The organism is Cupriavidus sp. R6-3 (assembly GCF_059772245.1).
In genome coordinates this window covers 1-17393 of the sequence record NZ_JCBAJO010000092.1, presented here as the reverse complement: position 1 = coordinate 17393, position 17393 = coordinate 1, and the positions used below count along the sequence as shown (strand labels likewise).

Genomic DNA, 17393 nt, shown 5'->3' with positions numbered 1-17393 from the left:
GGCCAGATCGGCGAGCCGGCGCAGCGTCTCGACCTCGTCGGCCTGCCACGCCGACCTCGGGCTGAGGTAGTTGAACGTGCCGATGCAGCGACCCCGCTCGCCGATCGGTACATTGACCACTGCCCTCAGCCCGAGCGCGCGGATCGTTGCGATATCGTCGAACACCTCGGCCAGCGCCGCGTCGCCTTCGCCGACGAAGACTTCGGTGCGCTCCAGCAGCTGCCGCGTCCACGGCGTATCGCCCTTGCGCTTGCTGCCGCCGACCGGATAGGCGGCGGGATCGCTGGACCATTGGCGCACCACTTCCCGGGTGTCCGGGCGCCACAGATTGATCGTCAGCAGGCCGGGACCGAGCAGCGCCAGCGTGGCGTCCCCGACCGCGTCGAAGAGCGCGGCGGTGTGTTCGGCCTGGCTTGGCGCGGCCCGATGCAGGGCCTCATGCTCGACTTCAAGCGCGGACTCCAGCGCAGCCGCCTGCTTCGCGGTCAATCGTTGCCGCAGCGCAGCCAGGGCCGCCAGCGCGGCGTCCTGCGGATTGGATGCTTCGCTCACGCTCACTCCGCGCTGATCTTCAGGTCGCGGATCAGCTTGCCGTAGCGGTCGGCATCGCGGCGCAGCACCTGGCCGAACTGCTGCGGCGTCGACGTGGTCGTCTCCACGCCGATCGCGTCCATCTTTGCCTTGACCTCGGGCAGCTGCATCACCTTGTTGATCTCGGCATTCAGGCGCGTCACCAGCGCCGGCGGCATGCCGGCCGGGCCGAAGGCGCCATACCAGACCGCCAGCTCGTAGCCCGGCACGGTCTCGGCGACGGTCGGCACATTGGGCAGCAGCGGCGAGCGCCTGGCCTCGGTGACGGCCAGCAGCTTCAGCTTGTTGGCCTTGACGTGCGGCAGCGTCTGCGTGCCGGCCGAGAACAGCAGCTGGGTCTGGCCCGCGACCGTGTCGACCACGGCAGGCGCCCCGCCCTTGTACGGCACGTGCAGCATCTCCACGCCGGCCATCTTCTCGAACAGCACCGCGCTCAGATGGTTGGTCGAACCTGGACCGGCGCTGGCGTAGGCCAGCTTGCCGGGATTGGCGCGCGCGTAGGCGATCAGTTCCTTGACGTTGTTGGCCGGCACCGACGGGTGGACCACCATCGTGTTGGTGACGTAGGCCAGCAGGCCCAGCGGCGTGAAATCCTCGACGCCGCGGAACGGCATGTTCGGCATCAGCGCCGGGTTCATCGCATGCGTGCTCATCGAGCCGATCAGCAGCGTATAGCCGTCCGGCTTGGCGCGCGCGACCATGGCCGAGCCGATATTGCCCGATGCGCCTGGCTTGTTGTCGACGATGACCGGCTGCCCCAGCGAGCGCGTCAGGCGTTCGGACAGCACCCGCGCCAGGATATCGGTCGAACCGCCCGGCGCCCACGGCACCACCAGCGTGATCGGCTTGGTCGGATAGTCCTGCGCCGCCGCGGCGCCTGCGGCGCAGCACAGCGCCAGCGCGGCCACCCCGCGCAGCCAGCTTCGAATCGTCGTCTTCATGGTCGTTTTCCCCCGTTTGTCATGCCGGACGCACCGCGCGGCCGGTCTGTCGTTCTGTCGTTCTGTCGTTCTGCTGGTCTGCTGGCCTGGCGCTCTGCCGTTCCATCGTGCCGTGACATATCGGCGCCTGCACGGGCCATGCCGCGGCATCCCCACTCTCAGCGTCCCACCGCATAGCCCTGCATGCCGCGCGGATTCGCACCGGCGCGCAGCACCAGCCGGCCCTTGCCGTCGCGCTCGCGCGAACACGCCGACATCCGTCCCTCCGACCACGGCTCGCCGATGCGCAGCTCGTGGCCGGCATCGCGCAGCGCGTCCAGCGTCGCCTGCGGAAAGCGCGACTCGATGCTGAGCCGGTTCAGCACCGTCTGGCGCGGCCAAAACGAGCCGGGGAAGTGGTCGATGTGCCAGGCCGGCGCGTCGATCGCCTGTTGCAGATTCATGCCGTGCACCGCGTGGCGCATGAAGAAGGCCAGCGACCATTGGTCCTGCTGGTCGCCGCCCGGCGTGCCGAACACCATATAGGGCTCCCCGTCGCGCAAGGCCAGCGACGGCGACAGCGTGGTGCAGGGCCGCTTGCCCGGCGCCAGCGAATTGGGCAGGCCCGGCTCGAGCCAGGTCATCTGCAGGCGCGTATTGAGGGCGAAGCCCAGCGCCGGAATGGTGGGGCTCGACGACAGCCAGCCGCCGGACGGCGTCGCCGCGACCATATTGCCGTCGCGGTCGATCACGTCGAGATGACAGGTGTCGCCGACGAAGATCTCCTTCTCGGCCCATTGCTGCACCGGCGGCAGCGCGGCGAAGGTCGGTTCGCCGACGCCGAAGCGCGTATCGGCGCTGGCCAGCGTGCGCTCGGCCGCGTCGAGATCGGGCAGGCGGGGTGCGCGGCCGTCGACGGTGCCGGCCCGCATCTCGCGCGATGCCTGCGCGCCGATCAGCTGCGCGCGCGATCGCAGATAGTCGGCATCGAGCAGGCCCTGCGCCGGCACGTCGGCAAAGCGCGGATCGCCGTACCACGCGAGGCGGTCGGCCATCGCCAGCTTGGCCGCCTCGGCGATCCGATGGACGAAGCCCGGCGACGTCGGTTCGTGCGCCTCCAATCCGGCGTGCCGCAGCATGCCGAGCTGCTGCAGGAAGGCGGGGCCCTGGCTCCAGACGCCGCACTTGGCGACCGTATAGCGGCCGAAATCCAGCGTCAGCGGCGCTTCGACCTCGGGCTGCCAGGACGCCATGTCCTCGTAGCGCAGCAGGCCGCGATGGCGCTCGCCGGTGGTGTCTCGCACCTGCTGCGTGCGGCAATAGGTATCGATCTCGCGCGCGACGAAGCCGCGGTACCAGCAGTCGAGCGCGGCATCGATCTGCTTCTCGCGGGTGGCGCCGGCCGCGTGCGCCTCTTCGACGATGCGCTGGTAGGTGCGCGCCAGCGCGGGCGTGGCATGCAGCGAGCCCGGTGACGGCACGCGGCCATCGACCAGCCACACGTCGGCCGAATCGCGCCATTCGCGCTGGAACAGTTCGCGCACCGCCAGGATCGCCTGCGAAATACGCGGCACCAGCGGAAAGCCGTCGCGCGCATAGGCGATCGCGGGCGCCAGCACTTCGGCCAGAGACCACGTGCCGTAGTCGCGCAGCATGGTCAGCCACGCGCCGAATGCGCCGGGCACGGTGGCGGGCAGCAGGCCGATGCCGGGCATCAGTTCCAGTCCCATCGCGCGCATCGCGGCCGGGTCGGCCAGCGCGGGGGCCGGACCCTGGCCGCAGATCGAGCGCACGGCGCGCTCGCGTTCGCTCCACAGCAGGATCGGCGCCTCGCCGCCGGGGCCGTTCAGATGCGGCTCGACCACCTGCAGCACAAACCCGCCGGCCACCGCCGCGTCGAAGGCATTGCCGCCGCGCTCGAGCACGCCCATCGCGGTCTGCGAGGCGAGCCAGTGGGTCGACGAGACGACGCCGAAGGTACCGACGATTTCCGGGCGGGTGGTGAACATGCTGGTTTCCGAAGGCGATCTGGGTGGGTGGGATGGGGCAAGCGATGGGGCAAGTATAGGAAGATCGAATAACCAGAACGCACGATTGCTTTATTCTTCCATTCCGGATTGGTTATACGACTGGCGCGTGACCGGCTGCGTGACCGGCTGCGTGACCGGTTTCTCGACCGGCTGCGCGACTGATCGCGCGACTCCCGGAAATCCGCCCTTCGCCATCCTTCGCCCCCTCCTTCGTCCCTTTGCCATGCCTGCCTTCGCCGACCGCCTGCAGCACAACCTGATATCCCGCCTGCGCCTGAAGCAGCTGTCGTTGCTGCTGGCATTGGAGCGGCATCGCTCGCTGTCGCGCGCGGCCGCCGAGCTGAACCTGAGCCAGCCGGCGGTGACCAAGGCGCTGCGCGAGATCGAGGAGATCTTCCTGACGCCGCTGTTTCATCGGTCACGCGCGGGCCTGGAAGCCACCGAGACCGGTGCCGCCGTGCTCGCGTATGCGCGGCTCGCGCTGGCGGACGCGCGGGCGCTCGGCGACGAACTGGCGGTACTCGATGCGGGACTCGGCGGGCGGCTGCGCATCGGCGTGATTCCGTTCATCGCGCCGGCGGTGCTGGACGCGGCTTGCTCGCATGCCCTGAGCCAGCAGCCGCGCATCGCGGTGCTGGTGCGCGAGGGGACCACCGACGAACTGGTCAGCGCCCTGCGCGCGCACGAGGTCGATTGCGTGATCGCGCGCTCGTTCTATGCCGCGGGGGAAGACATCGTGCAGGTGCCGCTGTATCGCGAGGAGCCGACGCTGGTGGTGCCGACGCGCGCCGCGGCGCGGCTCTCGCGCGGCGCGCTCGACTGGGCGCGGCTGGCCACGCTGGACTGGATCATGCCGCCGCCGCAGACGCCGACCCGCCGCACCATCAATACGATGTTCGCGACCGCGGGCGTGGCGCCGCCGCTGCCGCTGGTGGAAACCTATTCGATCAAGACCATCGCCACGCTGCTGCGCACGCAGCCGCGCGCGATCACGATCGTGCCGCGCGCGGTTGCGGTCGAACTGGCCAATGGCGGGGGCGCGGCCCTGCTGCCCCATGCCTTGCGCTGGGACCTCCCGCCCGTGGAGGCGATGTGGCTGCGCCGCGCGCAGCACAGCGGGCCGCTGATGGCGCTGGTGACGGCGCTGCAGGCGGCGAGCGGTTGAAGCGGTCGCCAACGGTCATCGCCCACGCATCCTTGCCGTCTGTCAGGGCCTGTCGTCCCCGCGAAAGCGGAAGCCCGGCCGCTTTCCGGGACGCTGGAATTCCCGCCCTCGCGGGAACGACATGCTGACGACTACGACTGCTGCGCCGCCTCCGGCTGCATGTAGAACACCTCCCACAGATGGCCGTCGAGGTCTTCATAGCCGTGCTGGTACATGAAGCCGTAGTCCTTCGGCTCGTTCGGCGTGCGCGCGCCCGCCGCGACGGCCTTCGACACCATGTCGTCGACCGCGGCGCGGCTGTCCATCGACAGCGCCAGAATGACTTCGGTGCTGCTGCCGGTATCGCAGATCGCCTTGCCGGTGAAGGTCTTGAAGAAGTCCTCGACCAGCAGCATCACGTAGATCTGGTCCGACACGATCATGCAGGTGGCATTGCGGTCGGTGAATTTGGGATCGAAGCGATAGCCGAGCCGCGTAAAAAAATCGACCGAGCGGTCGAGGTCCTTGACGGGCAGGTTGACGAAAATCTGGGTCGCCATCGAGGTGTCTCCTGGTTTTGAAATGGTTCTGAAAATGGTGTTCGAAATGGCGCAGACGGTAATGGCACGGGTTCCGGAACCGGATTCCGGATCCGGAAAACTGGCGGATTCAATCGTCCGCGCCTACGACGTACTGACCCACGGATCATAACTGCCGATCGTCCACAGATGGCCTTCGAGATCGAAGCAGCTGAAATCGCGGCCGCCATAATCCTGGTCCTTCAACTCGAGCACGATCTGCGCGCCCGCCGCCTTGGCGCGCGCGAATACCGCGTCGGGATCGGGCACGACCAGATAAATGCTCTGGGTCTGTCCGCCGCCGACTTCGTCCGGCTGGCGCATCAGCTTGCCATACGGCGAATCGAGCACCGAGCCCAGCATCACCATGCCCTTGCCGTAATTGAGTTGCGCATGCGCGATGGTGCCGTCGTCGTTCTCGACCACCAGATGCCGCGTGAAACCGAAGGTATCGCACAGCCATGCAATTGCGGACGGCGCATCGCGATAACGCAGGCACGGAATGGCGGTACTGCCCGTGCTGCCGGCGGCGCCGGAATGGGTATCGGTCATCTCAATCGCTCCTTGCGCGGCGGCATCGCCGCATCATCGGCTCGAAAATCGTCGGTTCGAAAATCATCGGTGCCGAAATCGTCGCTGCCGTAATCGTCGGTGCGAAATCACCGCTTCGACGTCACCGATTTGAAACCGGATCGCCCCGCGCCGCGAACGGCGGGCGCCGCGCGGCAAATCCCCTAGGCAGCATAGACGATCGCATCGCGCGCAAAAGCGCCACACGATGCGACGAGAACGTTTCTTCGTACACGTGTGACCGGTTATACTCCGCGCTCCATAAACCACATTTCGGGTATATAGAACAATGGCCGTTGCCAACAAGAAAAGCGCGCCGCGCGCAGTGAAGTCCGCCAAGCCGGCGGCACCGACCAAGAAGGCCAGCGTGCTGGCACGCGAAGCGCAAGCCGCGAAGAAGCGCCTGCTGAAGCTGCGCGCCGACACGAAGAAGGCGATCGACGCCGCCAAGCGCGAAGTCGCGCAGGCTGTCGCCGCCGCCAAGCTGGCACTGCAGGCCGAGAAGCAGGCCGCGAAGGACAAGCTGGCCGCGCAGAAGGAAAAGGCCAAGGCAGCGAAGGCCGCCAAGTCGGCGAAGAAGCCGGCCGGCGCCAAGACCGCCGCGCCGAAGAAGGCCGCCGCACCGAAGGCTGCTGCACCGAAGGCCGCCAAGCCCGCCGCCAAGGTCGTCAAGGCACCGAAGAAGGCCGCACCGAAGGCCGCTGCAAAGACGAAGCCGGCTGCCGGCGTCGTCGCCAAGGCTGCCTGAGCGCCGCCGCCCCTGCTGCCATGCCCTCGCTCGAGGGCTGCATCACGGCACCGCGGCGATCGTCCGATCGCGCGGTGCCGACCCTCCAGCCGAGGGGCTACCGATTTGGGGGTAGCCAAGGCCGGCCCGATGTGCCGATAATCTGCTTTCTTCCGGCATCACTTTCTTGCGTTAAATCACTTTGCGTAAATCGCTTGCGCTCATCGCAGTGAGCCTTGGCGGCGCTTTTGCCGCACGCTCGCACGATGTCCCCGTGCAAACGACACCGAATGGGAATGGCAATGAAGGAAGCCCTGCAACGTTGTCCGCTGTGCACAACCATCACGGAAGCATCGGCGCGCCCGCGCTCCTATGGGCAATGGATGCGCTATCAATGCCGCAACGACGATTGCGGCCCGAGTGAAATCAGCACCAAGGCGCGCTCGCATCTGCGCCGCGGCGAACGCCAGGCGGAACTGCGCAGCGTGGCCAAATCCTGCCGCCATAACGGCGCGCGGCTGCGCATCGGGTACGACGGGCCGACCGGCGAGTTCCAGCTCGAAGTGGTGGAGTAAGCGGAAGGCGAGAACGCGCGAAACGCAGCGCTTACGATTGCGTCACGGTTGCTTCACGGTTTCCCAAGGGTTGGCCCGAGGTTCGCTTAGGGTTCCTTCAAGGTGGCTCAGGGTTCCACCGACGGCTCGCGCTTCATGCAACGCAGCACGAAGGTCGAGCGGCTGTGCCGCAGCCCGGGCAACTTGTACAGCTTGTGGCGCAGGAACTCCTCGTAGCCTTCGGTGCCCGCTACTGCCACCTTGATCAGATAGTCATACTCGCCGGTCAGCAGGTACGCCTCCATGACCTCGGGCAGCTGCGCCAACGCGCGGCCGAAGCGATCGAGCATGTCGTCGTCGTGCCGCTCCAGCGTGACCTCGATCAGCACGGTGTCGGGCAGGCCAAGCGCCTTCTGGTTCAACAAGGCGGTATAGCCCTGGATTACCCCGGCCTCTTCCAGCGCGCGCACGCGGTTCCAGCATGGCGTGGGGGACAGGCCGACCTGCTCGGCCAGCTTCAGATTGGACAGCCGGCCGTCCCGGCGCAGCGCGCGCAGGATGCGGCGGTCGGTTTCGTCGAGCTTCGGGGACAGCCTGGTGGCGGACCGGGAAGCGGGACTCGTCGTGGCAGCCGCCGTAGGAGTGGTCGCGGGGTTCGTCGGATCGGTCATCGGAATCGGTCAAATCGGTCGGAAAAGAAGATTTCTCTACATCACCGACAGATACTAGCCGATTCATTCTGATCTGAGTCAGCACAGCAGAATATTAAGAAGCACATTCTGCGGACCGGCTGGTAAATTCACTACATCTTCACTGCCACCGGTTGCCGTCATGTCCGCCCAAGCCTCGACCCCCGCCCTGCAACTCGCCCTGCTGCTCGACCAGCACGATCTGATCGGCGCCATCGAGTGGACGCTGGCGACGGCGCGCCGCACCGGCCTGGGGCTGGCCGCGATGACGCTGGTACCGAGCGCCCTGCCCGGCGCCGGTCAATGGCTGCGTTTGTCGGTGACGGCGGAGGAGCCGGCGCTGTTCTCGCTGCTGGTCAAGCGCCTGGAAAACGGCGTCGATGTGCGCGAAGTCGCGGTCGTCGAGGAATCCCTGGGACAGCCGGAGCCGACGGCCGCCCGGCGCCGCGATACCGCGACCGCGGCCTCGCCGGCCGCCGCGCCGGTCCACTGACCGGCCTTCAGTCCCCGCTGTCAGGTCCCGCCTCAAGTGCGCCGCCTGAAGTCCGCCGCCTGAAGTCCGCCGCCTTGAGTTCGCTGCCTTGAGTTCGCCGCCTTGAGTTCGCCGCCTTGAGTTCGCCGCCTTGAGTTCGGCGCCTTGAGTTGGCCGCCTTCAGGTCCCCGCCTTCAGTCCGCTGCCTTCCGGACCGAGCGCTCAGGCCGGCTCGGCCAGCAGGCCGTGGCCGAGCCGCTGCGACAGATCGGCCGCGGCCGCCTTGATGGCCGCCGCGACCGGCCCGTCGAGCCGGCCGTCAAAGGTGGCCGCATTACCCAGCGCCGTGATCGCCAGCACGATCCGGCCGTCCCGATCGAAGACGGGCGTGCTGACCGAATCGACGCCGGCCAGCAGATCGCCATGGACGCTGCCGATCATGCTGGCCCGCACCTGCTCGCGCAGCTGCGCCACCTCGGCGGCGTCGCGCGGAAAGCGCGGCGGCTGCAGCGCCCCGCGCGCCTGCAGCTCGGTCTCGAGCAGCGGCGCCGTGACGGCCGGATCGAGGAAGGCGGTGAACACGCGGCCGGTTGCCGACGACAGCAGCGGCATCACCGAACCCGGCCGCACATTGACCGTGACCGGCCGCAGCGAATCGCGCCACTGCACCACGGTGGGCCCGTGGTTGCCCCACACCGCCGCCAGCACCGTTTCGCCGGTCGACGCACACAGATCGTCGAGCACCGGCGTCACCAGCCGCAGCGGATCGAGCTGTGCGAGACAGGCCAGTCCCATCCGCAGCGCATTGCGCCCCAGGCTGTAGCGGCCCGCGTCGTCCTGCTCGACATAGCCGCACTTGACGAAGCTGGCCAGGTAGCGGTGCGCCTTGGCCGGATGCATGCCGGCGGCCAGCGCGACGGCTTTCAGCGGCATCGGATGGAGCGAGCCCAGCAGCGCGTCCAGCACCGACAGCCCGGTTTCGAGCGCCTGCACGCCCGCGCCGCCCCGCTCGCCAGTGCCTTCCCCTGTCTCCGCTTCGGTTCGCTGATTGGCCATGTCCGTGGCTCCCGCCTGTGCGCCTGCTGCGTTTGAAATTACGTATGGCGTAATGCTAGCACGCACAGCGTAATTTTCCCTTGACAGCCGTCGGGTCGCCAATTACTTTTGGCATAACCGCATTACGCCTGACGTAATTCCATCGACGCCGTCCGGAGAACGCGGCCACAAGAGGACGGATCACCGTCCCATCACGATTCGGCGGCGCACCGCCCATCCCCGTAGAGGAGACAAACAATGAGAAAGATCTCGTCGATGCTGGCGCTCGCCGGCACGATGCTGACCGCCCTGGCGCTGGCGCCGCAAGCCGCCGCCCAGAGCTTCCCCAGCAAGCCGATCCGCTGGATCGTGCCCTATGCCGCCGGTGGCGGCTCGGACTTCCTGGCCCGCACCATCGGCCAGCAGCTCTCCACCAATATCGGCCAGCCGGTCGTGGTCGAGAACAAACCCGGCGCCAACACCGCGATCGCCGCGGCCGAGACTGCGCGCTCGCCGCATGACGGCTATACCGTGATGTCGGCCGACAACGGCACGCTGGTCTTCAACCCCGCGCTGTACAAGACGCTGAGCTACAACCCGACGCGCGATCTGGCGCCGGTTTCGCTGCTGGGCAAGTTCCCGATGATCCTGGTGGTCGGCGCCAACGCCGAATTCAAGGACGCGCGCGACTTCCTCGCCAAGGTCAAGGCCGCGCCCGGCAAGGTCAGCTACGCCTCGGCCGGCGCCGGCAGCCCGCACCATCTGGCGATGGAGCTGCTGAAGGAACGCGCCGGCCTGCGCATGGTGCATATCGGCTATCGCGGCGCGGCGCCGGCGCTGCTCGACGTGGTCGGCGGCCAGGTGCCCGCGATGATGACCGACCTGGCCGCGGGCGCCGCCTTCCTCAAGGCCGGCAAGCTGCGCCCGCTCGCGGTGGCCAATGCCACGCGTCTGCCGCAGTTGCCCAATGTGCCGACCTTCGCCGAGATCGGCCTGCAGGGCGTCGAGGCCGCCGCGCTGGTCGGCATGGTCGCGCCGGCCGGCACGCCGCCCGACGTGATCGCCAGGCTGCAGACCAGCGTGGCCGCGGCGATCAGGCAGCCCGAGGTCAACCGCAAGCTGGTCGACTTCGGCGTCGAGCCCGTCGGCAGCACGCCCGAGCAGTTCGCCGCGCTGCTGCGCAGCGAGACCGCGCTGTGGCACAAGCTGATCCGCGACCTGAATATCACGCTCGAATGAGCCCGGCGGGCGGGGCGGGTTTGCGGACCCGCCCGCCGCGCCAACCCGTTGCAGAGGATCGATCATGAGCGAACGCACAGAACCGGCTCGCGCGCAGGGATGCCCGTTTCACAGCCAAACGCATGGCCAAACGCATGCCCAGGCGCATGCTGCGGCCCCTGCCGACAGCGGCGCCGCTGCCCAGCCGTTGTTGAGCCCGACCGGCTGCCCCGTCAGCGCGCGCGCCGCGGACTTCGACCCGTTCGAGGACGGCTACCAGCAGGATCCGCCCGACTACGTGCGCTGGGCGCGCGAGCAGGAGCCGGTGTTCTACAGCCCCAGGCTCGGCTATTGGGTCGTCACCCGCTACGACGACATCAAGGCGATCTTTCGCGACAACCTGACCTTCAGCCCGTCGATCGCCCTGGAGAAGATCACGCCGACCGGCGACGAGGCCAACGCGGTGCTGGCCTCCTACGGCTACGCGATGAACCGCACGCTGGTCAACGAGGACGAGCCCGCCCACATGCCGCGCCGCCGCGTGCTGATGGAGCCGTTCACGCCCGAACAGCTGCAGCACCACGAGCCGATGGTGCGCCGGCTGACGCGCGAATACGTCGACCGCTTCATCGACGACGGCAAGGCCGACCTGGTCGACCAGATCCTGTGGGAGGTGCCGCTGACCGTGGCGCTGCATTTCCTCGGCGTGCCCGAGGAGGACATGGACCTGCTGCGCAAGTATTCGATCGCCCATACGGTCAACACCTGGGGTCGCCCAAAACCGGAGGAGCAGGTCGAGGTCGCGCACGCGGTCGGCAACTTCTGGCAGCTCGCCGGGCGCATCCTCGACAAGATGCGGCAGGATCCATCGGGCCCGGGCTGGATGCAGTACGGCATCCGCAAGCAGAAGGAATATCCCGACGTCGTCACCGACTCCTATCTGCATTCGATGATGATGGCCGGCATCGTCGCCGCGCATGAGACCACCGCCAACGCCAGCGCCAATGCGATCAAGCTGCTGCTGCAGCATCCCGACGCCTGGCGCGAGCTGTGCGAGGACCCGAGCCTGATCCCGAACGCGGTCGAGGAATGCCTGCGGCATAACGGCTCGGTCGCGGCATGGCGGCGGCTGGCCACGCGCGACGTGCAGATCGGCGGCGTCGACATCCCGGCCGGCGCCAAGCTGCTGATCGTGACCTCGTCGGCCAACCACGACGAGCGCCACTTCGCCGACGCCGACCTGTTCGATATCCGCCGCGCCAATGCCAGCGACCAGCTGACCTTCGGCTACGGCGCGCACCAGTGCATGGGCAAGAATCTGGCGCGGATGGAGATGCAGATCTTCCTCGAGGAATTCACGCGCCGGCTGCCGCATATGAAGCTGTCGGAGCAGAAGTTCACCTACGTGCCGAACACCTCGTTCCGCGGCCCCGAGCACCTGTGGGTCGAGTGGGACCCGAGCCAGAACCCCGAACGGCGCAACCCCGCGCTGCTGCAGGCGCGCACGCCGGTGCGGATCGGCGAGCCGTCCAGCCATGCGATCAACCGCACCGTGGTGGTCGAGCGCATGACGCGCGTGGCCGACGACATCGTGCGGCTGCGGCTGGTATCGCCCGATGGCAAGCCGCTGCCGCGCTGGTCGCCCGGTTCGCATATCGATGTCGAATGCGGCGATACCGGGGTGTCGCGCCAGTATTCGCTGTGCGGCGATCCCGCCGACACGCAGGCCTTCGAGATCGCGGTGCTGCGCGAGACCGAGAGCCGTGGCGGCTCGGCGTGGATCCATCGCGAACTGAAGGCCGGCGACCGGCTGCGCATCCGCGGACCGCGCAATCATTTCCGGCTCGACGAAAGCGCGCGCCGGCTGATCCTGATCGCCGGCGGCATCGGCATCACGCCGCTCAGCGCGATGGCGCGGCGCGCGAGGGAACTCGGCATCGACTACCAGCTGCACTACTGCGGCCGCGGCCGCGCCTCGATGGCGCTGCTCGACGAGCTGGCGGCGCTGCATGGCGAGCGGCTGCACGTCTACGCCAGGGACGAAGGCGCGCGCGCCGACCTGGGCGCGCTGCTCGGCCAGCCCGATGCCGCGACGCAGATCTACGCCTGCGGCCCGGCGCGCATGCTCGACGCGCTGGCCGCCTGTTGCGCGAGCTGGCCCGAAGACGCGCTGCGCGTCGAGCATTTCACCTCGACGCTGGGCGCGCTCGATCCGAGCAAGGAGCAGGCCTTCGAGGCAGAGCTGAAGGACTCGGGCATCGTCGTCACGGTGCGGGCCGACCAGACCCTGCTCGCCGCGCTGCGTGCCGCCAACATCGACGTGCAGAGCGATTGCGAGGAAGGGCTGTGCGGCTCCTGCGAAGTGCGCGTGCTGGCGGGCGAGATCGACCACCGCGACGTGGTGCTGACGCGCGCCGAGCGGGAGGCGAACGGCAAGATGATGAGCTGCTGTTCGCGGGCAAAGTGCGGGCAGCGGATCGTGCTCGAACTTTGAGGGGCCGGGGCGAGGCGGCGGCGTTCAGCAGCCGGTTCAGCAGCCGGTTCAACCACCGGGTCAGCGGCCGGTGCCGCCGCCGGTTCAGCCACCGCGTCAGCCGTCCGTTCGGCTGCGCGTTCAGCCGCCCTCTGCGCCTCGCTTGACGCCTGCCTTGACGCCTCCCTCGACGCCTTCCCTGGCGCCTTCCCTGGCGCCCTCCTTGCCGCCCCGGCCCTGCGCCGCTTCATCGGGCAACAGCTCGATGCCGTCGAGGTCCCGCGCGCAGGTCTCGCGCACGATCGCGACGAAATCCCGCGCGAACGGCCGCTCGGCCAGCGCGGCCGGCATTGCCGCATACAGCTCGCTCCACAGCCCGCCCGTGCCAATGCGCTTGGCCAGCACGTAGTCGTGGTCGACGTAGTTCTTGACGCCCCAGTTCGGCAGCGCCGCGACGCCGCGCCGGCTGGCGACCAGCTGCAGGATCGCCACCGTCAGCTCGGCCGTGCGGCGCTGCAGCCGGATGCCGGCCGGCTCCAGCACCTCGCGGATCAGGTCGATGCGCGGCTCCGGCACCGGATAGGTGATCAGCGTCTCGCCCTCCAGATCGGCCGCCTCGATCCGTCGCCGGTTGCGCAGCCGATGCTCGTTGGCGATCACCGCCAGGATCTCGAAGCGGAACAGCGGCACCACGGCCAGGCCCCGGCGCGTCGGCGGCAGCGAGCCGATCACCATGTCGGCCCGCCCCTCGGCCAGCAGCGCCAATGGATCCGCATGAAAGCCCGCCACCAGGTCGACCTCGACCTCGGGCCAGCGCGTGCGGAATTCGTCCATCACCGGCATCAGCCAGTCGAAGCAGGTGTGGCACTCCAGCACGATGCGCAGCTCCCCGCGCGTATCGCCCTTTAGCCGCTCCAGGTCGCGCTCGGCCGCGCTGATCGACGCCAGCACCTCGCGCGACAACGCCAGCAGCCGCTCTCCGGCCGGGGTAAAGCGCAGGCCGCCGCGGGTGCGGTCGAACAGCGACAGGCCGTAATGCGATTCGATCGCCTTGATCTGATGGGACAGCGCGGACTGGCTGACATGGACGCGCTCGGCCGCCGTGGCGAGCTTGCCGGATTCGGCGATGGCGACCAGCGAACGGAAATGGCGGACCTCGATCATGGTGTCGTTCCTGGTTTCGTGCCGGGTTTCGTCCCTACCCGACTGTGGGCGGTCCAGGAAAGGCTCGGGACGCCGGCCCGCCCGAGCCCCGTACGCCAACCTCTGATATGAAACCAATTCATATTTTGTTTAAAACATATCACTTGATTCATTCTACCCGCCGCCGGACACTGAGCGCCACCTTGTTTTGGAGCGAGAGATGGCACGCACGCATATTCCGGGGTTCCCGCGCATCGGCGCGAAACGCGAACTGAAATTCGCCCAGGAGGCGTTCTGGCGCGGCGAGTCCAGCGAGGCCGCGCTGCGCGAGTGCGCCGCCGGCCTGCGCAAGACGCACTGGCGCCAGCAGGCCGACGCCGGCCTCGACCTGGCCGCCGCGGGCGACTTCGCCTACTACGACCAGATGCTGGGCATGAGCGCCCTGCTCGGTGCGCTGCCGGCACGCTTCGGCTTCGACCCGCGCACGCTGACGCTGGCGCAGTACTTCGAGTTGGCCCGCGGCAATGCGGCGCAGCCGGCGATGGAAATGACCAAGTGGTTCGATACCAACTACCACTACCTGGTGCCGGAACTGGGCCCGGACACACGCTTCGATGGCGGAGTCGACTGGCTGTTCGACGAGATCGACGAGGCGCTGGCGCTGGGCCATCGCGTCAAGCCGGTGCTGGTGGGACCGGTCACCTGGCTGTGGCTGTCCAAGACCCACGTCGCCGGCTTCGATCGCCTGACGCTGCTGCCGAAGCTGGCCGCCGCCTACCGCGACATCCTGCAGCGGCTGCGGGCGCGCGGCATCGAATGGGTCCAGCTCGACGAGCCCGCGCTGTGCCTGGAGCTCGACGACGCCTGGCTGGACGCGTATGACACGGCCTATGCCGCGCTGGCCGACTGCGGCGTCAAGCTGCTGCTGGCGACCTACTTCGATTCGGCGGCCGAGCACGCCGCCCGCGCCGCAGCATTGCCGGTGCACGGCTTCCATCTCGATCTGGTGCGCGCGCCGCAGCAGTGGCAGGCCTGGCGCGAGGTGCTCCCGGCCAATGCGGTGCTGTCGGCGGGCGTGATCGACGGCCGCAATATCTGGCGTGCCGACCTGCGCGCGATTCTGGCGCAGCTGGCGCCGCTGCACGCCGAACTGGGCGACCGCCTGTGGCTGGCGCCGTCCTGCTCGCTGCTGCATGTGCCGGTGTCGCTCGCGCCGGAGACGCGCCTCGACCCCGAAATCCGCGGCTGGCTGGCGTTCGCCACCGAGAAACTGGAAGAGCTGAAGGTGCTGGCGACCGCGTTGAACGACGGCGAGGCCGCGGTGGCCGACGCACTGGCCGCCTCGGATTCCGCCCAGGCCGGCCGCCGGGCGTCCCGCCGCGTGGTCAACGCCCAGGTCCGCCAGCGCGTTGCCGCGGTGACGCCGGAGATGGCCGATCGCCGCAGCCCCTTCGCGCAGCGCATCGCCGATCAGCGCGCCGCGCTGCAGTTGCCGCCGCTGCCGACGACCACCATCGGCTCGTTCCCGCAGACCGCCGAGATCCGCCAGACCCGCGCGGCCTTCAAGCGCGGCGAACTGGGCGCGCTGGCCTACCTGCAACGGATCCGCGCCGAGATCGAGGACGCCGTGCGCCGCCAGGAGGCGCTGGGGCTGGACGTGCTGGTGCATGGCGAGGCCGAGCGCAACGACATGGTCGAGTACTTCGGCGAGCAGCTGTGCGGCTATGCCTTTACCGAATTCGGCTGGGTGCAAAGCTACGGCTCGCGCTGCGTCAAGCCGCCGCTGATCTATGGCGACGTCTACCGTCCCGAGCCGATCACCGTCGATACCGCCCGCTATGCGCAGTCGCTGACTGACCGGCCGATGAAGGGCATGCTGACCGGCCCGATCACGATGCTGCAATGGTCGTTCGTGCGCGACGACCAGCCGCGCGCCGACACCGCGCTGCAGCTGGCGCTGGCGATCCGCGACGAAGTGGCCGATCTCGAACAGGCCGGTATCCGCGTGATCCAGATCGACGAGCCCGCGTTGCGCGAGGGCCTGCCACTGCGGCGCGCAGACTGGGACGGCTACCTGCAGTGGGCGGTGCGCGCCTTCCGCATTGCCGCCGCGGTGGTCCGCGACGATACGCAGATCCACACCCATATGTGCTACGCCGAGTTCAACGACATCCTGCCAGCGATCGCCGCCCTCGATGCCGACGTGATCACGATCGAGACCTCGCGCTCGGCGATGGAGCTGCTCGACGGCTTTGCCGCGTTCGACTATCCGAACGAGATCGGCCCCGGCGTCTACGACATCCATTCGCCGCGCGTGCCCAGCGTCGAGGCGATCGGCCAGCTGCTGACGCGCGCCTGCCAGGTGATTCCGCCCGAGCGGCTGTGGGTCAATCCCGATTGCGGGCTGAAGACGCGCGGCTGGGCGGAGACCGAGGCGGCGCTGCGGAACATGGTGGCCGCGGCCCGGCAGTTGCGCGAGAGGCTGGCGGCGGAAGGCGCGGCGGGCTTGCAACGGCAGCCGGTGGCGCTGGAGCGTGCTGCCCATGCGGGCGGGCAGTGCGATTGCGCGGCGCATTGAACGGCGCATTGAACGGCGCATTGAACGGCGGATTGATCGCGCTTTGATCGCGCTTTGATCGGCGGGGTGTGCGCGATCGAGGCGCGGCATCAGAGGCCGGCTGCCAGGCTGGCAATGAGAAAGGGGGCGGCTCCAGGCCGCCCCCTTTTTTTGCACCGTCAGCGCTCGGTTGGCGCTCGGTTGGCGCTCGGTTGGCGCTCGGTTGGCGCTCTATCTGCGCTCGATCTGCGCTCAGTCCGCGCCGACCTTCCGCACCGGCGGCGCGCTCCAGTTGCCGTCCAGCGCCGTCGGCTGCGGCCAATACAGCCGCAGCATCAGGTTGAACGGACCGTCGGGAGCCGGCAGCCAATTGGCGGCCTGTGCCCGCGGCGGCCGCGCATGCTGGACCACGATCTCGACCGAGCCGTCGCGGTTGCGCCGCAGGCGGTCGCGGCTGCCAATGGCATAGCGGTTCAACGGGTTGGCCACGACGTCCTGCGCCTGGTCGTACAGCGACAGCGACCAGAATGCCTTGGCCGGCGGCAGCGCGCCCTTGTCGAAGCGGATCACGTAGCGATTGGCGCCGTGCAGCGGCTGGCCGGTGGCGTCGGCGTTCGCGCGGAACACCATGGTGTCTTCGCCGAGGCTGGACCCCAGCGCCAGCCAGGCCGTGGCGGCGCGGCGGTCGTAGT

16 protein-coding genes are annotated in these 17393 nt (G+C 68.6%); 7 read left to right on the top strand and 9 right to left on the bottom strand.

Features of this window, described 5'->3' with window-relative positions; genetic code table 11:
• The 3 genes from AC6EI8_RS15180 to AC6EI8_RS15170 form a co-directional block, all read right to left on the bottom strand.
• Positions 1-432, bottom strand: a 432-nt coding sequence (locus AC6EI8_RS15180) for a GAF domain-containing protein (RefSeq protein ID WP_498382293.1), incomplete at its 3' end; no start/stop codon positions are given.
• A 122-nt stretch (positions 433-554) separates the two neighbouring features.
• Positions 555-1532, bottom strand: coding sequence for a Bug family tripartite tricarboxylate transporter substrate binding protein (locus AC6EI8_RS15175; protein ID WP_149316149.1), 978 nt, complete (start codon positions 1530-1532; stop codon positions 555-557).
• Positions 1533-1690: 158 nt separating this feature from the next.
• Positions 1691-3520, bottom strand: coding sequence for a gamma-glutamyltransferase family protein (locus tag AC6EI8_RS15170; protein ID WP_226105989.1), 1830 nt, complete (start codon positions 3518-3520; stop codon positions 1691-1693).
• Between the two features lie 244 nt (positions 3521-3764).
• Between AC6EI8_RS15170 and AC6EI8_RS15165 the strand changes: the two genes are divergently transcribed.
• Complete coding sequence (locus AC6EI8_RS15165) at positions 3765-4706, top strand: LysR family transcriptional regulator (protein WP_150083770.1); 942 nt, start codon at positions 3765-3767, stop codon at positions 4704-4706.
• 131 nt (positions 4707-4837) lie between these two features.
• Here AC6EI8_RS15165 and AC6EI8_RS15160 read toward each other — a convergent pair whose 3' ends face one another.
• Both AC6EI8_RS15160 and AC6EI8_RS15155 read right to left on the bottom strand, forming a co-directional pair.
• Positions 4838-5245 (bottom strand): VOC family protein, encoded by a 408-nt coding sequence (locus AC6EI8_RS15160; protein WP_149316152.1) that lies wholly within the window; start codon positions 5243-5245, stop codon positions 4838-4840.
• Between the two features lie 123 nt (positions 5246-5368).
• Complete coding sequence (locus AC6EI8_RS15155; RefSeq protein WP_149316153.1) at positions 5369-5815, bottom strand: VOC family protein; 447 nt, start codon at positions 5813-5815, stop codon at positions 5369-5371.
• A gap of 307 nt (positions 5816-6122) precedes the next feature.
• Here AC6EI8_RS15155 and AC6EI8_RS15150 point away from each other — a divergent pair, with 307 nt between their 5' ends.
• Both AC6EI8_RS15150 and AC6EI8_RS15145 read left to right on the top strand, forming a co-directional pair.
• Positions 6123-6581, top strand: a complete 459-nt coding sequence (locus AC6EI8_RS15150; protein ID WP_149316155.1) for a fumarate hydratase — start codon at positions 6123-6125, stop codon at positions 6579-6581.
• 281 nt (positions 6582-6862) lie between these two features.
• Positions 6863-7135 carry a hypothetical protein gene (locus tag AC6EI8_RS15145; RefSeq protein ID WP_149316156.1) on the top strand — a complete coding sequence of 91 codons (273 nt, stop codon included), beginning with the start codon at positions 6863-6865 and terminating at the stop codon, positions 7133-7135.
• 107 nt (positions 7136-7242) lie between these two features.
• On the opposite strand, the gene AC6EI8_RS15140 is transcribed toward AC6EI8_RS15145, so the two are convergent.
• Positions 7243-7785, bottom strand: a complete 543-nt coding sequence (locus AC6EI8_RS15140; protein ID WP_262484786.1) for an Lrp/AsnC family transcriptional regulator — start codon at positions 7783-7785, stop codon at positions 7243-7245.
• Between the two features lie 160 nt (positions 7786-7945).
• Here AC6EI8_RS15140 and AC6EI8_RS15135 point away from each other — a divergent pair, with 160 nt between their 5' ends.
• Entirely contained in the window at positions 7946-8296 is a 351-nt protein-coding gene (locus AC6EI8_RS15135; RefSeq protein WP_498382292.1) for a hypothetical protein, read from the top strand.
• Between the two features lie 201 nt (positions 8297-8497).
• Here AC6EI8_RS15135 and AC6EI8_RS15130 read toward each other — a convergent pair whose 3' ends face one another.
• Positions 8498-9331 (bottom strand): IclR family transcriptional regulator, encoded by an 834-nt coding sequence (locus AC6EI8_RS15130; protein ID WP_498382290.1) that lies wholly within the window; start codon positions 9329-9331, stop codon positions 8498-8500.
• A gap of 237 nt (positions 9332-9568) precedes the next feature.
• Between AC6EI8_RS15130 and AC6EI8_RS15125 the strand changes: the two genes are divergently transcribed.
• Complete coding sequence (locus AC6EI8_RS15125; protein WP_265633762.1) at positions 9569-10549, top strand: Bug family tripartite tricarboxylate transporter substrate binding protein; 981 nt, start codon at positions 9569-9571, stop codon at positions 10547-10549.
• A gap of 64 nt (positions 10550-10613) precedes the next feature.
• Positions 10614-13022, top strand: a complete 2409-nt coding sequence (locus tag AC6EI8_RS15120) for a cytochrome P450/oxidoreductase (protein ID WP_498382289.1) — start codon at positions 10614-10616, stop codon at positions 13020-13022.
• Positions 13023-13142: 120 nt separating this feature from the next.
• Here AC6EI8_RS15120 and AC6EI8_RS15115 read toward each other — a convergent pair whose 3' ends face one another.
• Complete coding sequence (locus AC6EI8_RS15115) at positions 13143-14165, bottom strand: LysR family transcriptional regulator (protein ID WP_498382288.1); 1023 nt, start codon at positions 14163-14165, stop codon at positions 13143-13145.
• A gap of 199 nt (positions 14166-14364) precedes the next feature.
• On the opposite strand from AC6EI8_RS15115, the gene metE reads away from it, so the two are divergent.
• Positions 14365-16722, top strand: coding sequence for a 5-methyltetrahydropteroyltriglutamate--homocysteine S-methyltransferase (gene metE / locus AC6EI8_RS15110; protein ID WP_498382287.1), 2358 nt, complete (start codon positions 14365-14367; stop codon positions 16720-16722).
• 231 nt (positions 16723-16953) lie between these two features.
• On the opposite strand, the gene AC6EI8_RS15105 is transcribed toward metE, so the two are convergent.
• A partial coding sequence (locus AC6EI8_RS15105) for a DUF1214 domain-containing protein (protein ID WP_498382286.1) occupies positions 16954-17393 on the bottom strand: 440 nt, incomplete at its 5' end.